The following is a 19,891-nucleotide window of genomic DNA, read 5'->3' as shown; positions in this document are numbered from 1 at the left end:
AAGAGAGGGATTATGTTATTACCTTATTTACATCAGGAACTGACAGAGGCCGGCTGTGATGAGGCCGGAAGAGGATGTCTGGCGGGGGCTGTTTATGCGGCTGCCGTCATTCTTCCCCATGATTTCAGGAACGAACTGCTGAATGATTCCAAAAAGCTGACCGAAAAACAGCGTTATGCCTTGCGTGAAGTGATTGAGCGTGAGGCTTTGGCCTGGGCTGTCGGTGTGGTGACTCCGGAGGAGATAGACCGGATTAATATTCTGAATGCTTCGTTTCTGGCCATGCACCGGGCCATTGATCAGTTGAAGATCCGTCCGCAGCATCTGCTGATTGACGGCAACCGTTTCAACAAGTATGCGGATATTCCCCATACGACCATTGTCAAAGGAGACGGAAAGTATCTTTCAATTGCAGCGGCATCTATTCTGGCCAAGACTTATCGTGACGACTATATGAACCGTCTGGCTGAGGAATATCCTGCATACGACTGGAAGAGCAATAAAGGATATCCGACCGTCAAGCATCGGGAGGCGATCAAAAAATGGGGTGTAACGCCCTATCACCGCATGAGTTTCAATCTGACTGGTGACGGACAGCTTTCCTTTGATTTCTGAATTCGGTAAATGCTATATTACCCAATAAACAAGCCCCTGTTAATAGCCGCAAAGTTATTAACAGGGGCTGTTCATATCTTGTAAATGCTTACTCGTCCAGACAAGCGTCCAGATCGCGTGTCAGTTGTTCTTTATCCAGATTTTGTCCGATGAAAACCAGTTTTTCCATGCGGTCTCCGTAATGTTCATCCCAGTCACGCATCAGTCCGGGTTCCTGCTGCATAAGTGCAATCAGGTCTTCCTCAGGCGCTGTGGCATACCACAAGCCTGCTTCCGTCAGCTTTTTCTGTCTTCCGGCCTGTTCAAACAGGAAAGACATGTCAGGATTGTGCTTGAAGTAGCACACGCCTTTGGTACGGATTACATTCTTGGGCCAGCGGGTGGCAATGAAATGGTCGAACTTGTGGATATCGAAGGCGGGACGCCGGTAGTACACAAATGTGCTGATACCGTATTCCTCCACTTCTCCTCCCTCGTGGTGGTGTTCATGGTGGTGCCCTTCTTCGTGATGATGACCTTCCTCATGGTGATGATGTTCCTCTTCATGATGGTGATGTCCCGGATAAGCCTGCAGTTCTTCTTCTTCCGTTGCAGGACGTTCGATGCCCCGGATCCATCCGGCAGAAGTTGCGACCTGTTCAAAATTGAACAGATGCGTATGAAGAATCTTTTCCAGTTCCACATTCGAGTAATCACATTCGATGATCTCTGCGCGAGGTTGCAGCGTACGGATGATCTGACAAATCCGTTTCAATTCTTCCGGACTGATTTCCGAAGCTTTGTTCAGCAAAATGATGTTACAGAATTCTATTTGCTGGACAATCAGATTCTCGATGTCTTCCTCTCCGATGTTCGGGCGGGTAAGGTTATCGCCGCAGGCAAATTCATCCTGCAGACGCAAGGCATCCACGACAGTTACGATGCTGTCGAGACGGCAGATGCCGTATTTGGTATAAGCCCCTCCCAGTCGGGGAATGGAACAGATTGTATTGGCAATAGGTTCCGGCTCACAGATACCGCTGGCTTCGATGACGATATAGTCGAAACACTGCTGCTTCATGAGTTCCAGAATTTGCTCGATCAGGTCAGCCTTCAGCGTACAGCAGATACAGCCGTTCTGCAGGGAGACTAGACTTTCGTCTTTTTTGCCTACGACGCCCCCTTTTTGAATCAGGTCGGCATCAATGTTTACTTCACCGATATCGTTGACAATAACCGCAAAGCGGATTCCCTTTTGGTTGGAAAGGATATGGTTTACCAGAGTTGTTTTTCCACTGCCCAGATAACCGGTCAGGAGCAGTACGGGTATTTCTTTTGTATTCATTGTAGTTGGATAATAAACGCTGCAAAATTACGATTTATTTTTCAATGTGTTCACTTTCGGGTTCTTCTCGTTCGGGAAGCTGGCCGGAAAATGATAATAATGGTAAAAAGTTTCGCAGGTGCTTCGGATTTTTGTACCTTTGCACGTTGTAAACAAAGGAACATTATCAACTTAAAAACATAAGATTATGGCTAAGAAAGCTCTTTTAATGATTCTGGATGGTTGGGGTTGTGGCGACCATCAGAAGGACGATGTGATTTTCAATACTCCCACTCCTTACTGGGACAGTCTGCTGGCCAACTATCCTCACTCACAGCTTCAGGCAAGCGGTGAAAATGTTGGTTTGCCTGACGGACAGATGGGTAACTCAGAAGTGGGTCACTTGAATATCGGTGCCGGACGTATTGTTTATCAGGACCTGGTAAAGATCAATCGTGCCTGCGCTGACGGCAGCATCCTGCAGAACAAGGAAATCGTTTCAGCCTTCTCATACGCTAAAGAAAACGGAAAGAACATCCACTTCATGGGATTGACTTCTAATGGAGGTGTTCACTCTTCATTTGATCATCTGTTCAAACTTTGCGACATTGCTAAGGAATACGGTTTGCAGGACACTACTTTCATCCACTGTTTCATGGACGGACGTGATACAGACCCGAAGAGCGGAAAAGGCTTCATCGAACAGCTGACTGCTCACTGTGCACAGTCTGCCGGACGTATCGCTTCTATCGTAGGACGTTTCTATGCAATGGACCGCGACAAACGTTGGGAACGTGTGAAGGAAGCTTACGATCTGCTGGTTAACGGTCAGGGTAAGGTTGCTACCGACATGGTACAGGCCATGCAGGAATCTTACGATGAAGGTGTAACCGACGAATTCATCAAGCCGATTGTAAACGGCGGTTTCGACGGAACCATCAAGGAAGGCGATGTAGTGATCTTCTTCAACTATCGTAACGACCGTGCGAAAGAGCTGACTATCGTTCTGACTCAGCAGGATATGCCGGAACAGGGCATGCATACAATTCCGGGTTTGCAGTACTATTGCATGACTCCGTATGATGCTTCTTTCAAGGGCGTACATATCTTGTTCGACAAGGAAAACGTTCAGAATACTCTGGGAGAATATCTGGCAAATAACGGAAAGACTCAGCTGCATATTGCAGAAACTGAAAAATACGCACACGTAACCTTCTTCTTCAATGGTGGACGTGAAACTCCGTATGATCAGGAAGACCGTATCCTGGTTCCTTCTCCGAAAGTAGCTACTTATGACCTGAAACCTGAAATGAGTGCTTACGAAGTGAAGGATAAACTGGTTGAAGCTATCGGAACCCAGAAATATGACTTCATCGTTGTGAACTATGCAAATGGTGACATGGTGGGTCATACCGGTATTTATGAAGCTATCGAAAAGGCTGTGGTTGCAATCGACAACTGTGTGAAAGATACAGTAGAAGCAGCAAAAGCTAACGGTTACGAAGTGATCATCATCGCTGACCACGGTAACGCTGATCATGCACTGAATGCAGACGGAACTCCGAACACTGCTCACTCTCTGAATCCTGTGCCTTTTGTTTATGTAACAGACAACAAGGATGCAAAAGTTGAGAATGGTGTACTGGCTGACGTTGCACCGTCTATCCTGCACATCCTCGGCATGCCTCAGCCTGCTGAAATGACAGGTAAGGATCTGATTAAGTAAACCGCCTCTGACGGTTCTACATAATTTATCGCAAGCCCTCCGGCCCGGAATTTACTTTCTGCCGGAGGGCTTGTTGTCTCTTGGATTTTTTGTACTTTTGCAAGGTGTTTCAATCTAACCGATAACGAACAGAATATGATACAGATAGATGATGTAGTGGTGAGTCTTGACGTCCTGCGTGAGAAATTTCTCTGCGATCTGGATGCCTGTAAGGGAGAATGTTGCATAGAAGGTGATGCCGGAGCACCGGTAGAACTGGAAGAAGTGGAAAAGCTTGAGGAAGTCCTTCCCGTAATCTGGGAGGAACTGAGTCCCGAAGCGCGGGAAGTTATTGACCGTCAGGGAGTGGTTTATACGGATAGCGAAGGTGATCTGGTTACGTCGATTGTCGGCGGTAAGGATTGTGTCTTTACCTGTTACGATGAACGTGGTTACTGTTATTGCGCCATAGAGAAAGCTTTCCGGGCCGGAAAGACGGATTTCTACAAACCTGTTTCCTGTCATCTTTATCCGGTTCGTGTGGGAGATTATGGTCCCTATAAGGCTGTGAACTATCATCGCTGGGATGTCTGTAAGGCTGCTGTCCTGTTGGGCGAAAAGGAAAATGTTCCTGTCTATAAGTTCCTTCGCGAACCTCTGATCCGTAAATTTGGTGAAGACTGGTATCGTGAACTGGAGATTGCAGTAGATGAGCTGAAAAAGCAAGGTATGCTTTGAGAAACCGGGAAAAAGGCTTCGGCCTTTTAAAAAAACGTTTCGGCGTTTGAAACAAAAGAATTCGTTCTTTTACTTCAAACGCCGAAACGTTTTTAATGTATCCCTAACCTGTTGATTTAATGCGCTGTAAGGAGCCTTTTATTTTAGCTTGATGCAAACGGTTTTTACTGGGCGGAGATAGTAGTTTGTTTTAGTTCCGATGTTGGTACAGGTCTTGGTTTTAAGGCAAAATGATTTGTTTCCTTCGGCACATAGATAACGTTCTTCTTTGGTATAAAGGATTTGATCCATACTAGCCTGACTTAACAGTTCATTTAAGCTTTCAATGGTAGCTCCTTGCAGAAATTGAATTAATTCTCTAGCCTCTGTCTCCGTAAACACACGCCAGTCGGTCAGTCCGTTGATTTCATACGTTTCGAGTCGCTCCATTCCGTCAATAGCCAGTTCATACCATTGCTCGGGTGCTATCAGAATGGCATTGACCGCATTGTTTCCTGCCGGCTCTGTTTTCCATACATAGTAGTCCTCCCAGATCGAGTTGGCTTCCGGCAGTGAAGAAGCATAAAGTACTCCGTCACCAGACAGAGGAGGATTTTCTCCTTCTTCCGGTTCCTCCGGCTGTTCCGTATCACTGTCGTCCCCTGTACTGAAATCAAATTCTATATCGACAGCCGGTTTCCATCCTTCTATCTCGAAGTTTCCTTCCAGACTGACTCCTTCGGAATAACTGCCACTGAAGTTGTAAGGTTGGCCGGGGCTGAGCGATTCAGCATAGGTATAGCTGTAGGTTTCGTTCTTGCCGGGACGGGTTACGGTGATGGACAGGTGGGCTTTTGACCAGGTGGAAGGAAGTACGTAGACAGGACCTGCTGTCCATACATTTTCTTTCAATGAGCAACTTACGGAACAGGCATCTGTATCTTCTTTGTAATTGCCATCGAAGGAATATCCTGTACTTACGGGAGAGACCTGAAGACTGACTTCCGTAGCATCGGCCGGAATACCTGTGAAAGAGAATTGCAGGGCTGACACGACATAACTTAGAGTGAGTGTGACTTCCGTAGGCTGTTTCAGCTGGATCCGGCTTTGTCCGCTCATCAGTGGGAGCCGGCTGTTCATGGGTTCCTTAATGGAGAGATAGCTGGTGGATAACGGTTCCAGCGGCAGCGTGAAGTCATCTTCGCTCAGGCCGGAAAAGGCTGAGAGGATGTATTCTCCTTTATTGAGACTGTGAGTGAAAGGAGTTTCTGCATCAGATACTTCGGTCTGAAGCACCAGTTCGCCCGTGTCATCAAACAGGAATACGGAAAGCGGATAGTTGATTTTTACTTCGTCAGTACTTCTGACGGCCAGTTGCAGGTGACATTCCGAGGTTTCGGTTGCAGATGTTTCCTCATCTTCGTCCGGCATATAGCCGCTGCACGCAGCAGACAACAGGATGAGGAAGACAGAGAATAAGCAGGGTAACGCTAGTCTTTTCATGTGTATCTGTAATGATAAAGGTTTTATCACATAAACGCACTGCTGCCGGAATGTGTACCTGCTTCTTGGGGGAATGTACCATGAGAGAGAAAGAAATCTCCCCGGCTGTCTTTGTTTTTTCAAAGCCGGGGAGATTTGTCCTGAATAGGAAATATACCTGAGAAAAATTCTAATACCCTTCGTTCTGGGTCAAATTGGGATTATTGTTGAGGTCGGTATCCGGAATCGGGAAGCGGTTATAGATTTCACTGACGGCCTTGCCTTCGCGAGTACCTCCTTTCCAGTCCCAGAGATAAGTGCCGGAGGTGAATCGCCCGAATCGTACAAGATCACTGCGACGGCGGCCTTCCAGATAAAATTCACGTGCCCATTCGTCAATGAGATAGTCTTCCGTAATCTCTCCGGGAGCTGGCATGACGCTACATTGGCGGCTGTTTCTCAGTGTGCAGATGTCTTGCCAGGCACTTTCGGTGTCATTCAGCCGATAAGATGCTTCGGCTCTGGTCAGATAGGCTTCGGCCAGACGGAGAAGTGGAATGTCGGTATCCGGATATTCTGTATGACTGGTAGCAGCCCCGTCAGAGCGAATGTTTTGCCATTTCACAATGGAAAGTCCGCTTTGAAATCCTGTGATGGCTTCCGGAAACAGGGTTCTTCTTCCACCTCCGGCTCCCGAGTAGAACATGGCTCTGTCATCGCCGGCTGCGGCAATAAGGTCAATGGTACGTACGCCGTACTGTTCATCCCATGCATCGATTGCTTCGTCATCTGCAAATTCTTCCTGTCCGGGAATCTGGACATTCTCTGGAATCATGGGCACGTTTCCTTCCGGGAAAAATTTATCGATCAGAGCTTTGCGGGCCACCAGACAAGACCATCCGTTGGTCGTTCCCATGTGGGGCATGCCTCCTGTACGTGTTCCGCATATCAGATAGGTTGCTCCACCATAATTGCGGGTTTTCATACCATCCTGGCGAATAGGGAAGATGATTTCTTTCATGGCATCCGGATTCTGGTCGTTGTCGGCCATAAACATCAGCCGGTAGTCGTTACAAAGTTCGTAGGCTCCTGACTGAATGACCTTATTGGCATAAGCTCTGGCATTCTCCCAGTCAGGAGTTCCTGTATAGACTTCTGCATTCAGGCACAGACGGGCATGAAGAAGCCAGTTGGCTGCTTTGTCGGCACGTCCGAAGGGAGCCTGTCCCGGTTCATAAAGATCATCTTCAGAAGCTTCGAGCTCTTGAGCAATATAATTGTAAAGTTCCTGTCCGTTTTTCTCCGTCGGGAGTTCGTTGTCAAAGTGTTCCTTAAACGGTGCTTTTCCGAAAAGATCCAGGAAATACCAGTAGTGAAGAGCACGCAGGAATCTTACTTCGGCCCGTTGGCGGAGGCTTTCTTCATCTGTCTTGTCGGCTATCTGATCAAGAAAGAAGTTCATCTGGGTTATGTTGTAGCCCAGGCGGACATAAGCCCATTCAGTTCGCTGGCTGGATGAGTTCCATGCGATGCTGGTAAACTGAGGGATATCTACATTGTCTTGCCATACCCATACGCATTCGTCAGTAGGAAGTTCGTTACAGTTGAAGACCGTTCGGTAGAAACCGGATTCTCCTTCATCCTGTCCGTCCAGGTCCGGAGTCCCGGCCAGTCCTTTCTGTCCGGTCAGGCCGAGAAGGGCATATTGTTTTACGAAAGTTCCCTGTTGGTCAAAGCTTGAAGAGCTTTGCGGATCAATGGAGCTGATGTCTAAGTCATTGATACAGGAGGGAGCTGTAATTGCCGTTGCCGTAAGCAGAACAGCGGACAAGATGGGTGTCAGATATGTCTTTTTCATATTGAAATGCTGTTTTTGAGGTTTGTTTGAATCAGAATTGCAGGGAGACTCCCAGCAGGAAGGTTACGGCACGCGGGTAAGGATTACTGTCAATACCGCTTTTCACTTCAGGATCCAGTCCCTCATAGCCGGATATGATGAACGGGTTCTGGCAGGTCGCGTAGATACGTCCGTTGAATCCGTTGTAGGTCTGACCCTTCAATACATTCTTGAAAGAATATCCCAAAGTAATGTTGTCGCAGCGTAAGAATGAAGCATTGCGTACAAAGTAATCACTCATGTAGTAATCTCCTTTTCCGGTAAAGCCCAGTTCAATGGCTTCCGGAGTTGTGTTCGTATAAGCCATGTTTGAGAACAGGCCTGAAGTGCTGGAGTTTGCTTTTCCGGCCAGGAAGTCATAGTAGACATAGTTGTTCAGACTGCTGCGAAGTGAGAAGCTGAAGTCCCATGCTTTCCAGGTCATTTTGGAGGTAAGTCCCATCAGAAAATCTGCGGCAGGTTTCTGGTAGATGTATTTGTCGGAACTGTTGATGATTCCGTCACCGTTACGGTCTACAAATTCGTTTTCAATGGGTTTGCCGTTTTCATCGTATACCTGTTGGTAGACATAGAATGAGTTGGCAGGGTATCCCACTTTGTTCACTTGCACTTTTGTGTTGTTACCTCGTGAGATCTTATCTCCTGTTTCTACATAATAATCTGTATCATTGCCTCCTGTCAACTTGGTGATCTCATTGTGATTCCATGTGAAGTTGTAGGTCAGTTCCCAGGAAAAGTCACGGGTAACAACAGGAGTTGCATTGATGGAAAATTCCACTCCGTAGTTCTTCAGTGAACCGATATTCTGAAGCATCTGTGCATTGAAGTTGGTTCCTACAGGAATTTTGACACTGTTCAGCAAGTCGTCCGTGTTCCGGTAGTATCCGTCGAAGCTTCCACTGATCCGGCCGTTCAGAAATCCGAAGTCCAGACCGGCATTATAAGTCGTTGTTTCCTCCCACTTCAGGTTCGTATTGAAAGCGTTCGGACGCGAGGTATGGTAATATTCATCGCCAAATGGATATTGTGCATAGTCATCGCTGACAATGTAGAGCGGCATATAAGCGAAGTCGGAAGAGATGTCCTGTTGTCCGGTGATACCCCAGCCCAGACGCAGTTTCAGATCGGAAAGGGCATGAACGTCTTTCAGGAATTTTTCTTCTTTGAGTTTCCACCCCAAAGCCAGTGAAGGGAAAGTACCCCATCGGTTGCCGTCAGCAAAGCGTGAAGATCCGTCCCAACGCATGGTGAATGTCAGCAGATAGCGGTCAAGCAAAGAGTAATTGAGACGTCCGAAATAGGAAACAAGTGTATTGCGTGTTGCATAAGCTGTCTGTTCTTTTAGTACGGCATCATGGATCTCTCCGGTATAGCTGTCTACTCCGTTTCCTACAGTGAAACCGTTTCTGTGGAAGTGCTGTTCTTCTCCACCGGCCATGATATCAATCGTATGGTCACCCAGTGTTTTGATATACTGGCCATATACATTATAGGAAAGGTTATACTTGTATTCTGAGGTTGCAGATGTATTGCCATAGTAATTGTATGCAAAGGAATAAGGCGAGAATAGGGTAGTCTGGGTTCCTTCTGCATATTCTCCGCCGATGCTGGCGTGCAGTCGGAGATCCGGCAGGAAATGGAATTTATAGTCCACTTCCAGGTTACCCGTAAAGTCGTTGCTGTTGGCACGGTCATCTTTCTGATAAAGAGCGGCTACAGGGTTCTGTGCCGTATTTTTGTTCGAAGTATATCTCCAGTCCGGATCGGCAAAGTCTGAAGTAGCCTGTGCATTCTGGTAATATCCGCCGAAGGAATTATACATATCTCCTTCTCCGTATACCGGTCGGGTCGGATCCATAGAAAGGGTAGCGCCTAAAGCATCGCCGTTGGCATAACGGTTTTTCCCGTTCATATATTTGGCCGTCAGGTTGACTTTCAAATGATCATCAAAGAAAGACGGAGCCAGGTTGAGAGACGTAGTGAATCGCTGGAAATTGGATGTCTGGATGATACCGTTATTGTTGCTGTATCCCAGTGACAGACGGTAGGGCAGATTCTTGAAGCCACCGTTGATGGACACATGATGGTCGGTGCTGACTGCTGTACGGAAAATTTCGTCCTGCCAGTCTGTGTCGGCGGTTCCTAAAGTTGCAGGCAGGGAGTTGCCCCATAACTGACTGGCGTACTCACGATAAGCATCACCTCCAAGTACGTCATAACGCTTCTGGGTGGTTGATACGGAGACAGAACCGCTATAGCTTACTTTCGGTGCCTGTCCGCTCTTTCCTTTTTTGGTAGTGATGATGATGACACCGTTGGAGGCACGTGATCCGTAGATGGCTGTAGCCGATGCATCTTTCAGCACCGTAAAGGTTTCAATGTCTTCCGGGTTGACCATGGAAAGTCCGTTGGACATCCCTTTGATTCCGCTATTGTCGATGGCCAGTCCGTCGATGACGATCAGCGGGTCATTGCTGGCATTTAATGAAGATCCGCCGCGGATACGGATCTGAGCACCTCCGCCCGGAGTTCCGTCGTTGCTGATTACACTGACACCCGCAATCTTTCCTGCAAGCATATCCTGGGCATTGGTCGTGATTCCTTTGCTGAGTTCATCCGGTTTCAAGGCTGTAACGGAACCGGTGGCATCGTTCTTTTTTACGGAACCATAACCGATGACTACCACTTCATTTAAAAGTTCGGAGTCCTCTTTAAGCAGGATCTGAAGAGTCGGGGCTGCTGGTATTTCCTGAGGCTGATAACCGACAAAAGAGATGACAAGGGTATCGCCCGGGTTTACACCGGGAAGTATAAAGTTTCCGTCAAGATCGGAAATGGTACCTTCGGTTGTTCCTTTTATCAGGATGTTGGCACCAATGACGGGTTCTCCGGTTTCATCTTTTACATGGCCCTTCACGGTCAGGTCTTGTGCAAAGACCTGAGCGGAAAGAAGCATTCCGGCCATCCAGACCATTGTTCGTTTTCCGGATGTGTATTTTGTTCTTTTATTCATGGCATGTTGATTTTAAAATTGATACAGGTTACCCTGTCTTTTACTGTTTTTATTGGATAGCTTTGATAGAAATTGCATATCCTCCTCCAGGAACCACATTCAGTTTCAGCCGACTCTTGGAAGTGACGGTCTTTTTGGTGATGGTATAGGCTTGCGGATTCTTGTCCCAGCTGGCATCGGAAGCATCGGCGTAGATCGTAGCCTCATATCGTTGGCCGGGGGTCAGGAAGTCCAGATTTAATTCAGACTTGTGATTGTTGTAGCCATTAGTGCAGCCTACATACCAGTCTTTACCTCCTTTTTCACGACGGGCAATCGTGATATATTCTCCCGGTTCTGCTTCCAGATAGACACTTTCACTCCAGTCTACGGGTACATCCTTAATGAACTGGAAAGCATCCATGAAACGTTCATAGTTCTCAGGAATGTCGGCTGCCATTTGCAGAGGACTGTACATCGTGACATAAAGAGCCAGTTGGCGTGCCAGTGTAGAGCGTACCCGGGAATGATTATCCGGATTCATTTTACTGCAGTCTGTTTCAAAGATTCCGGGAGTGTAGTCCATCGGACCGCCTATCAGTCTGGTAAAAGGCAGGATTGTAGTATGGTTCAGGTTGTTTCCACCAAAAGCTTCATATTCGGTACCTCTGGCTGATTCGTTGCCGATCAGGTTCGGCCAGGTACGGCACAGACCGGTGGGACGTACAGCCTCGTGAGCGTTGACCATAATCTTGTAGTCGGCAGCTTTCTTGACAGCATGCAGATAATGATCCACCATCCATTGTCCGTAGTGATGTTCACCGCGGGGAATAATATTGCCTACATATCCGCTCTTTACGGCATTGTAACCGTTGTCGACCATAAACTGATAAGCCTGATCCATGTGGCGTTCATAATTACGGACAGAAGAAGAGGTTTCATGATGCATGATGATCTTCACTCCTTTACCGGCTGCGTAACGGTGAATTTCCTGTACATCGAAATCCGGATATGGGGTTACAAAGTCGAATACGTGGTCTTTGCTTTTGCCGAACCAGTCTTCCCATCCTTCGTTCCATCCTTCCACGAGGACTGCATCGAATCCATTCTGGGCGGCAAAGTCAATGTAACGTTTCACGTTCTGGGTGTTGGCCGAATGTTTGCCGTTCGGTTGAGTGGCAGCATAATTGGTCTTTCCTAATTTTACACTGGGAAGTTCATCTGTATAGGCCCAGGTTCCTTTCCCGGTAATCATATCCCACCATACACCGATGTATTTGGTCGGCTTGATCCAGGAAGTATCTTCAATGTAGCAGGGATCGTTCAGATTAAGTGTAAGGCGTGAGGCAAGAATGTCGCGTGCGTCATCGCTGACCATGATGGTTCTCCAGGGAGACTGGCAGGGAGTCTGCATGTATCCTTTATCTCCCTGAGCATCGGGAGTCAGCCATGATTCGAAAATCATGTTTTTGTCATCCAGGTTCAGGCTCATGCAAGAGTAGTCGATCAGTGCAGCCTCATGAAGGTTGATGTAGAGTCCGTCGTCAGTTTTCATCATCAGGGCAGTCTGGACACCGGTCGGTGAGAATACAGTCTGTGAAGAGTTGGGGGTGACTGCTTTTTTCATAAGTCCTCTGATTTCTGACAGCCGGGAAGTTGTATAATCATATTCCTGAGTATCGTAATCACCGGGAATCCAGAATGCCGTATGGTCTCCGGTCATTGCAAACTGAGTATGCTCTTCCTTGATGATGAAGTAGTTCAGATTGTTTTGTTGAGGGAATTCATAGCGGAATCCCAGACCGTCGTTGAAAAGCCGGAAGCGGATCACGATGTGACGTTGGTTGTCGGGTTGTTCAAGGGTTACGGCCAGTTCGTTGTAATGGTTCCTGATTTTGTCTTCTTCTCCCCATACGGGTGTCCAGGTTTCGTCGAAAGAAGCTGTCTGAGTATTGCGGACAACAAATCCGGTCATCAGATCTGTCTTGCGGTCGAGCTGGTCTTTATCAGTACGTTCTGTCCATTCAAAGTCCGTTTTCTGCTCCGGATCTTCTTTTTTCAGTTCAAGTCCCAGTGTACTGGGTTTGATGACAGTTTTCCCTTGGAACAGGAGTGAGTAGACAGGTGTTCCCTTGGAGTTCAGATTGAAGTCCATCACAAGTTTACCGTCTGGCGAAGTCAGTTTTTCAGCCTGTGCGGCGATGGCAAAGCAACATAAAGCTGCAGCCAGCAGTTGATTCTTGATTTTCATAAGTTTTTCAGATATTTATGCAGCGGCAGATACTCTTTCTTCTGGGAGTTACAGAATGAAAGAGATGTCTGTATCGTTGCTGGGTTAATGAATAAAGTGATTGTTCCTGTTTATGGGTTCTGTAAAGTTTTGTCTTCCCGAAATTCGAGAATAAGTATCTCTCTGGGAGAAAGATGCAGGCTGTCGTCCAGTCTGATCTTTTTTCCGCTGAGAATATCCGTTGCTTCTGGAACTCTGAGGACTTCCTGGTAGGGAGCAAGGGCAAGTTCTTGTATACTGCCTGTTCCATTCATGATAATTACTGCAGAACGCTCTCCATAACGCCGTTCATAGACGTAGCATCCATTACGGATGATAAAATGTTTGAGTGATCCTTTTCCGATAGCCTCGTTTCCTTTTCGCCAGTTAAGCAGTTTTCGGATAAAATGGAAGGCTTCTGCCTGGGTTGCATTCAGGTTCTCCGGAGAGAAACAGTTGAGGCTGTCTTCAGACCATCCTCCCGGGAAATCTTTCCTCACGTATCCGTCTCCTTTGGATTTGTCACCGTTCATAAGGATTTCCGTTCCATAATAGAGTTGTGGAATCCCACGCGTCGTAAGCAGGAATGTGACAGCCTGTTTATATCGGGACAGGTTTTTGGTTTGTTCCTCATTCTGAAAGAAACGTGATGTATCGTGGTTATCGGCAAATATCAGCAGATTCATGGGATTGGCATATACGGCATCCTGTGACAAATAATCGTATAGCCGGAAGAGACCTCCTTCCCATTCGCCGGTTTCTTCGTCGAAGGCATGACCGATCAGTGACTGCAGGGGAAAATCCATGACAGTTGGAAGTTCCGGATTGCCGGAGCGGGCTAAAGGGCTGCCTTTCTGCCAGCGCGATACGGCTACATTGTTATTGAGCCATGTTTCGCCTACTATGTTGAAGTTCGGATATTCCTCAAGAATTTCTTTACACCATGTATTCATGAAGCCGGCATCGGCATAAGGCCATGTATCCTGGCGGATGCCACCAAGCCCGACTGTTTCAATCCACCAGATGCTGGATTGTATGAGGAAACGTGCTACATGCGGATTGCGCTGATTGAAATCGGGCATGACACGGGTAAACCACCCGTCTGTGGCGAGAGTACGGTCAGCCTGTGTGCTGTGAGGATCTGTGAGACAAGCGATCTTGAACGATGTCTGCACATATTGTGAACGGTTGTTGAACCAGTCGTCAGAGGGCTTGTCTGCGAAAAGGAAACACTGGTCTCCGCAATGGTTGAACACCATGTCCATAATCAGTTTGATTCCTTTGGACCGGGCATGGTCGGCCAGCCGGATCAGATCTTCCGTTGATCCCAACCGTGGATCAGTCTGAAAATAATCGGTGATGGCATATCCGTGATAGGAACCTTGGAGCATATTGTTTTCCTGTACGGGGGTGAGCCACAGGGCAGTTATTCCCAGATTAGCCAGATAGTCCAGATGACTGTCTATTCCGCAAAGGTCTCCGCCGTGACGTGCGTCAGGACGGTTGCGGTCAACCTGTTTTTCTTTCATGCCGGGAATAATATCGTTGTCTGTTTTTCCATTGGCAAAACGGTCGGGCATAGCCAGGTAGATTACATCAGAGGCATTGAACCCCTGTGTCTGTTTCCGTTCGGGAATCCGCTGCTTCAGTTCATAAGGAATACAGGCAGATCGGCCTTTTCCCTTCAAACGGATCTGGAAGGTCTGGGCCTGAGCCTGCGAGATATCGAGATAAACCAGCAGATAGTTCGGATTGTCCGGGCGGAAGGTTTCTTTCAGGTGTATTCCTTTTCCTTCAAGTGTGACTTCAGAAGAGGAGATATCTTCACTATATAAAAGAATCTGCAGCTCCGGATGGTTCATGCCGGCCCACCAGCTGGGGGGAGTAATTTTCTCCACGTTCCATGTCCGGGCAGATGCTCCGGCAAAGAAAAACAGAGCCATAAAGAAGAGAAAAATATGTTTCATAAGTCTGTGGATTTGGGTTGATAAATCTTTGCTGCAAATGTAGAGGTTTACAGAATCGTTTTTGGGCGTTTGAATAAAAATATAAATTTATAAATTTGTTAACATGTTGTTTAATAAATGATTACCACTTTTTATAGCATGCGATTATATAAATGAAATCTAAAGTTTTTGAAGATCTGAAAAGAGCCTTTTGGATTTATTCTTTATATTTGTAAAGAAAATCTTAAAGATAATGGAAGGTAGAAAACACTTATATATTCTGATATTGGCAGTTTTGTCTTTTTGTCCGTCTTTTCTTCCGGCTATGTCGGAACGGAATCTTCGTATTCTGTCAGAGCTGGATCAGACGATTTCACAGAAGGCTGTCTGGCAGGGAGAGAGGGAAACTCGCATCCGGATGCTGAAAAACCGGTTGCACAAAACGATGGATCCTGGCCGGAAATATCTTTTGTGTGATTCCTTGTTTATAGAATATCTGCATTATCAGGCTGATTCATCCTTGCATTATTTGAATGAAAAGGCGGCTTGTCTGGCTGCCGATCCGGCTCTTGGATCAAAAGCAGGAATCCTGATCAACCGTTCAGAAGTTCTTGGAGTGATGGGAATGTATTTTGAAGCTTTACAGGAACTGCATAATGTGAATGTACAGGAACTGGAAGAACCAGTACTGGCATATTATTATGGTGTGTGTAAGCGGATTGAAGGCTGGATGGCCGATTATACCCCCGAAGCAGAAGGCAAGAAGAAGTATCTGGACCGGACAGATTTATATCGTGACTCTGTATTGAAGATGATGGATTCAGAGATTGATCAGACTATCATGAAGGCTGAACGGCTTATTCTTCATCATCAGGCAGACAGTGCAGTCCGTCTGTTGACCGGATGCCTGGAAAAATCGCCGGCTAAACAGCAGAAGATTTATGTATATTATACCTTATCGGATGCTTATGATGCTTTGGGAGATGTAGAGAACCGGATATATTGGCTGGCTCAGACTGCTATTCTGGATTTGAAAACTGCAGTCCGTGAATATGCAGCCTTGCAACGTCTGGCTCGTCTGCTTTATGAACAGGGAGACCTGGAAAGGGCTTATCGTTATCTGAACTGTTCGATGGAAGATGCCGTGGCCTGTAATGCACGCCTTCGTTTCCTGGAGGTTACCGAATTTTATCCGATTATAGACCGGGCTTATGTGGCCAAGGAAAACCGTGAGCGACTGATGATGCACCGGATGTTATTGCTGGTGAGTGTGCTTGCCGTTATGCTGATCGTGCTGTTGAGTTGGCTATGGATCTGGATGAGAAAGCTTTCTGCCATGCGAAAGGAACTTTATACAGCTAACCGGGAACTGCAGGTAGTCAATGATCAGTTGGAACAGACCGGCAAGATTAAAGAAGTGTATATCGTGCGTTATCTGGAACGTTGCGTCAGCTATCTGGAGAAGCTGGAACACTATCGTCGTTTGCTGGAAAAGCTGGCAATGGCTTCCAAAATTGATGAATTGTTTAAGATGATCCGTTCGGAACAGTTCTTACGCGATGAACGGAAAAAATTCTATGGGGAATTTGATAAATCATTCTTGGACTTGTTTCCTAATTTTGTGGAGGATTTCAATCTCTTGCTGGTAGAAGACGGAAGAATCTATCCAAAACCTCATGAGTTGTTGAATACCGAACTTCGTATATTTGCATTGATTAGACTGGGAGTAACTGATACGACACAGATCGCTCATTTTCTGGGATATTCCCTGGCAACCGTTTACAGTTACCGGAGTAAAATGCGGAATCGGGCTAAAGGCGACAAAGATCATTTTGAACAGGATGTGATGAAGCTTTAATTCAAGGGAGGAAGGAGGGAACTATCCTCCGCCTCAGTCTGTATCTGTTCTTTTTCATCATATTATCCGTTGCGGTTTTATTGACCGTACATTGCGGCTTCATCGACCGCACGTTTCCGCCTCATCGTACTACTCGCTGCGACTCCATCGACCGCACGTTTCTGCCCCATCATACTACTCGTTGTGGCGTGCTTCTCCATGCGATAAAAAGTCCGCCGGCAGCCTGTTCAGCCAGGGGCTTTGCAGTCTGTCGGCGGATGTTTCTTTTGAATGAGCCGGAAGAAAAGTCGGCTGGCGGTTATTCTCTTCCTGCTTCCTGAATCAATGTTCGGATTTCTGAAGAAAGATCTTTATGCTCTGCCAGTTCTTCCAAAGTAAGATGCATTCTCCAGCGCCAGTAATGGTGTGGGTTGGCAGGAATATTGATCCGTTCGGCGGCAGCGTCCAGATTGCGCAGCTTTTCGTCGATAGCCATCCAGTCCTGCCATGGAAGAATGCACAGCAGGGAAGGACTGTTCAGATGCCGGCGTATAATCTCTTTGCAGATCCATCCCGAAGCCTGTCGGGGAACTTCACCCCAGCATCCCAGTTCCTGACGGTAAAAGCGTTCGGTAACTGCCGGATCTTCTTCCCACCATCCCCGGAGTGTGGACATGTCGTGTGTTCCGGTAGAGCATACGGAATGGAAGGGGTAATCGCAGAGACGGCCGAACTCCTGCCCGAAAGCCTTAGGCATGCGTTGAATCTCGAGTGAAAGGATCTGGAGACGTTCCATGACCCATGCGACACATTCCGGAACCATGCCGAGGTCTTCTCCGCAGACCAGCATAGGAGTGGACTGGGTAAGAACCGGCAGTTTCTTCATTGCTTCCTGATACCAGAACTCATTGTGGCGCTGATAATAATAGTGATTGTACAGATGATTGAAAGCTTCTTGTTCTTTTCCGCTCAGTTGTTTGAAGATAAAATCATTCTGCACACAGATACGGGGATGATATAGTTCGGGATGATCCCGGTCTGATACAAACAGAACATCACTGATGAGGCTGTACAGTCCTTCTTTCATTTTCAGACTTTCTTCGTCATTCTTGCCGGCAAAATAAGCTTCTACCTTTCGTTGGGTATCGAATTCCGGACGCATGGCATAAAGGTCATGATGCAGATGGCGGACAAAAGTCTGGCGAACTTCATCGCTCCGGTCGCCGAACATGGTATTCAGCATGTAGTCACAGATGAAGGGCCGGGTCATGAAGTCTTTCCGGAAATTAAGCCCGAAACTTCGGATTTCTTCTTCGCTCATGGGCAGGGCAGGGACGAAATGTCCCAGCAGACCATGTACGGAGTGAGTCGGGATTTCCCAGATACGGAAGAATCCCAGAATGTGGTCAATGCGGTAAGCCGTGAAGTATTCTGCCATCTTGGCAAAGCGTTTCCGCCACCACAGGTAGTTGTCTTTCTCCATAACTTCCCAGTTGTAAGTAGGGAATCCCCAGTTTTGTCCGTTTGTGGAGAATGCATCGGGCGGTGCTCCCGCCTGTCCGTTCATGTTGAAATAATAGGGTTCCGTCCATGCTTCCACACTGCACCGGCTGATGCCGATGGGAATGTCGCCCTTGAGAATGACTCCCCGTTGGCGGGCATGGCTGGCAGCGTCCAGCAATTGCTTGTGGAGTTGGTATTGTATATAATAATGGAATGCAATCTTTGGATAGACTTCGTTTTCCGGATTGCATAGTTTGGCAATCTCAGCAGCATCGTAGGTCTGATACTTGCTCCATTGGTGGAAGTCGGGTGTATGGTTCAGATCACGCAGGTAGCAGAAAGCAGCATAAGGTTGCAGCCATGATTCATTGTGCGCGAAGAAACTCAGGAATTCTTCAGATGACAGAACTTCGTCTCCTTCCTGCCGAAAGGCTGTTCTCAGATAAGCCAGTTTCAGTTTGTTCACAGCTTCGTAGTCCAGTAAAGGCTGGGCATTCAGTTTGCGCCTTTCTGTTTCAAAAAGCTGTGCTTCCTCTTTATCTTCCGGTTCGGGAAGTTGCCGGAGGTCAATGTACATGGGATGGAAGGCATAAATGGAAATAGCACTGTACGGATAAGAATCCATCCATCCTCCGTTACCGGAGGTATCATTGATCGGCAATAATTGCACGGCTTGTTGTCCGGTGTCGGCAGCCCAGTCGATAAATGATTTCAAGTCTCCGAAGTCTCCGGTGCCACAGCTTCCTTCCGAACGGATGGAGAACAATGGAATTGCACATCCGGCAATCTTCCGGGGAGGAAGGTTGAAGAATACTTCCGTTTCCATCGGCAGATATGTTTCTCCCCTCATCAGAGGCTGGATGTGGAAGGTCCGGTTCGGGCGGCCTTCCCATTCTTCAACGGCTCCGGTTTCGGCATTGACAGCTACGAATTTGTATTCAAAGGATGGAGGAAGGCTTGAAGCATCCAGTGTCAGATGCCATACATTCGGGGCGACTTCCTGCATACGGATAGGCCGGAACCAGTCCCAGTTACCCAAAGCATTGCAACTTCCGCTGATGGCCAGGGCCTGTTTCTTATGCGACAGGCCCGGACAAAGAGCCCGGAAAGTGACACAGCTTCCTACTCCGTCCGGCAGTTTGTTGGGACGGGAAAGAGGATGAGGAAGGTTGAATGCAGAGCTGTAACGGTGAAAGTCTGCAGGAAGTTCCCGCCAGCAATCATCCAGAATATAGTGCGTTTGCTGGGCATTGCCTAAATAGAATGAATGAGGAATGGCTCCGAACTCTTTCCGGACACAAGTTTCTCCACGGAAAACGCCATATCGGTAGGTGATTACTTTTTCTATATCTGTGGTAAAATATTCATAACTGTTTTGCCAGATCACACCGTCCCGTGTCGTCAGAGGAATGCTGTTGTTTTCCTCTTCGTTCAGGATAATTCGGAGATTTTCTCCCCAGACGGTACGATAACGAATACGAAAAGTCAGTTTCATGGTTTTCTTAGGTATTAGTTTTGTGATTTGTTCTTGCTCCAAAAATAATGAAATAAAATGGAAACTGGAACGTCTGTGTTCTTCTTTTCTGTAAAAAAGAGAAGAGTAAAGAAGAACGGTTATCTTCTTC

General features: G+C 47.1%; 11 protein-coding genes. 4 read left to right on the top strand and 7 right to left on the bottom strand.

Features of this window, described 5'->3' with window-relative positions; all coding sequences use genetic code 11:
• The first annotated feature begins 12 nt into the window (after nucleotides 1–12).
• Nucleotides 13–615: a ribonuclease HII gene (gene rnhB, locus BACCOPRO_RS08410; protein ID WP_008142763.1), complete on the top strand. Its 603-nt coding sequence runs from the start codon at nucleotides 13–15 to the stop codon at nucleotides 613–615.
• A gap of 88 nt (nucleotides 616–703) precedes the next feature.
• On the opposite strand, the gene BACCOPRO_RS08405 is transcribed toward rnhB, so the two are convergent.
• Nucleotides 704–1,939, bottom strand: coding sequence for a GTP-binding protein (locus tag BACCOPRO_RS08405; protein WP_008142761.1), 1,236 nt, complete (start codon nucleotides 1,937–1,939; stop codon nucleotides 704–706).
• 187 nt (nucleotides 1,940–2,126) lie between these two features.
• On the opposite strand from BACCOPRO_RS08405, the gene gpmI reads away from it, so the two are divergent.
• Together gpmI and BACCOPRO_RS08395 are read left to right on the top strand one after the other, a co-directional pair.
• Nucleotides 2,127–3,644, top strand: a complete 1,518-nt coding sequence (gpmI, locus tag BACCOPRO_RS08400; protein ID WP_008142758.1) for a 2,3-bisphosphoglycerate-independent phosphoglycerate mutase — start codon at nucleotides 2,127–2,129, stop codon at nucleotides 3,642–3,644.
• A gap of 135 nt (nucleotides 3,645–3,779) precedes the next feature.
• Nucleotides 3,780–4,361 (top strand): DUF3109 family protein, encoded by a 582-nt coding sequence (locus BACCOPRO_RS08395; RefSeq protein WP_008142756.1) that lies wholly within the window; start codon nucleotides 3,780–3,782, stop codon nucleotides 4,359–4,361.
• Nucleotides 4,362–4,499: 138 nt separating this feature from the next.
• On the opposite strand, the gene BACCOPRO_RS08390 is transcribed toward BACCOPRO_RS08395, so the two are convergent.
• The 5 genes from BACCOPRO_RS08390 to BACCOPRO_RS08370 all read right to left on the bottom strand — a co-directional run bounded on the left by BACCOPRO_RS08390 (nucleotide 4,500) and on the right by BACCOPRO_RS08370 (nucleotide 14,947).
• The gene (locus BACCOPRO_RS08390; RefSeq protein ID WP_081446924.1) at nucleotides 4,500–5,843 is read right to left on the bottom strand and encodes a FimB/Mfa2 family fimbrial subunit; all 1,344 of its coding nucleotides are present in this window, start codon (nucleotides 5,841–5,843) and stop codon (nucleotides 4,500–4,502) included.
• Between the two features lie 169 nt (nucleotides 5,844–6,012).
• Nucleotides 6,013–7,680, bottom strand: coding sequence for a starch-binding outer membrane lipoprotein SusD (gene susD / locus BACCOPRO_RS08385; protein ID WP_008142751.1), 1,668 nt, complete (start codon nucleotides 7,678–7,680; stop codon nucleotides 6,013–6,015).
• Between the two features lie 31 nt (nucleotides 7,681–7,711).
• A complete protein-coding gene (locus BACCOPRO_RS08380) occupies nucleotides 7,712–10,693 on the bottom strand; it encodes a SusC/RagA family TonB-linked outer membrane protein (protein ID WP_008142750.1) in 2,982 nt (993 codons plus the stop codon).
• Nucleotides 10,694–10,781: 88 nt separating this feature from the next.
• Complete coding sequence (locus BACCOPRO_RS08375) at nucleotides 10,782–12,962, bottom strand: glycoside hydrolase family 97 protein (RefSeq protein WP_008142748.1); 2,181 nt, start codon at nucleotides 12,960–12,962, stop codon at nucleotides 10,782–10,784.
• A 110-nt stretch (nucleotides 12,963–13,072) separates the two neighbouring features.
• Nucleotides 13,073–14,947, bottom strand: a complete 1,875-nt coding sequence (locus tag BACCOPRO_RS08370) for a glycoside hydrolase family 13 protein (RefSeq protein WP_008142746.1) — start codon at nucleotides 14,945–14,947, stop codon at nucleotides 13,073–13,075.
• Between the two features lie 232 nt (nucleotides 14,948–15,179).
• Between BACCOPRO_RS08370 and susR the strand changes: the two genes are divergently transcribed.
• The gene (susR, locus tag BACCOPRO_RS08365; RefSeq protein WP_022278146.1) at nucleotides 15,180–16,784 is read left to right on the top strand and encodes a SusR family glycan utilization regulator; all 1,605 of its coding nucleotides are present in this window, start codon (nucleotides 15,180–15,182) and stop codon (nucleotides 16,782–16,784) included.
• A 298-nt stretch (nucleotides 16,785–17,082) separates the two neighbouring features.
• Here the strand turns inward: susR and BACCOPRO_RS08360 are convergent, their stop codons facing one another.
• The gene (locus BACCOPRO_RS08360; protein WP_040311340.1) at nucleotides 17,083–19,761 is read right to left on the bottom strand and encodes a 4-alpha-glucanotransferase; all 2,679 of its coding nucleotides are present in this window, start codon (nucleotides 19,759–19,761) and stop codon (nucleotides 17,083–17,085) included.
• Between the last annotated feature and the right edge of the window lie 130 nt (nucleotides 19,762–19,891).

It is taken from the genome of Phocaeicola coprophilus DSM 18228 = JCM 13818, from assembly GCF_000157915.1.
GTDB classification, from domain to species: Bacteria; Bacteroidota; Bacteroidia; order Bacteroidales; family Bacteroidaceae; genus Phocaeicola; species Phocaeicola coprophilus.
The sequence above is the reverse complement of the archived record's forward strand: the minus strand, read 5'-3'. Positions and strand labels throughout refer to the sequence as shown.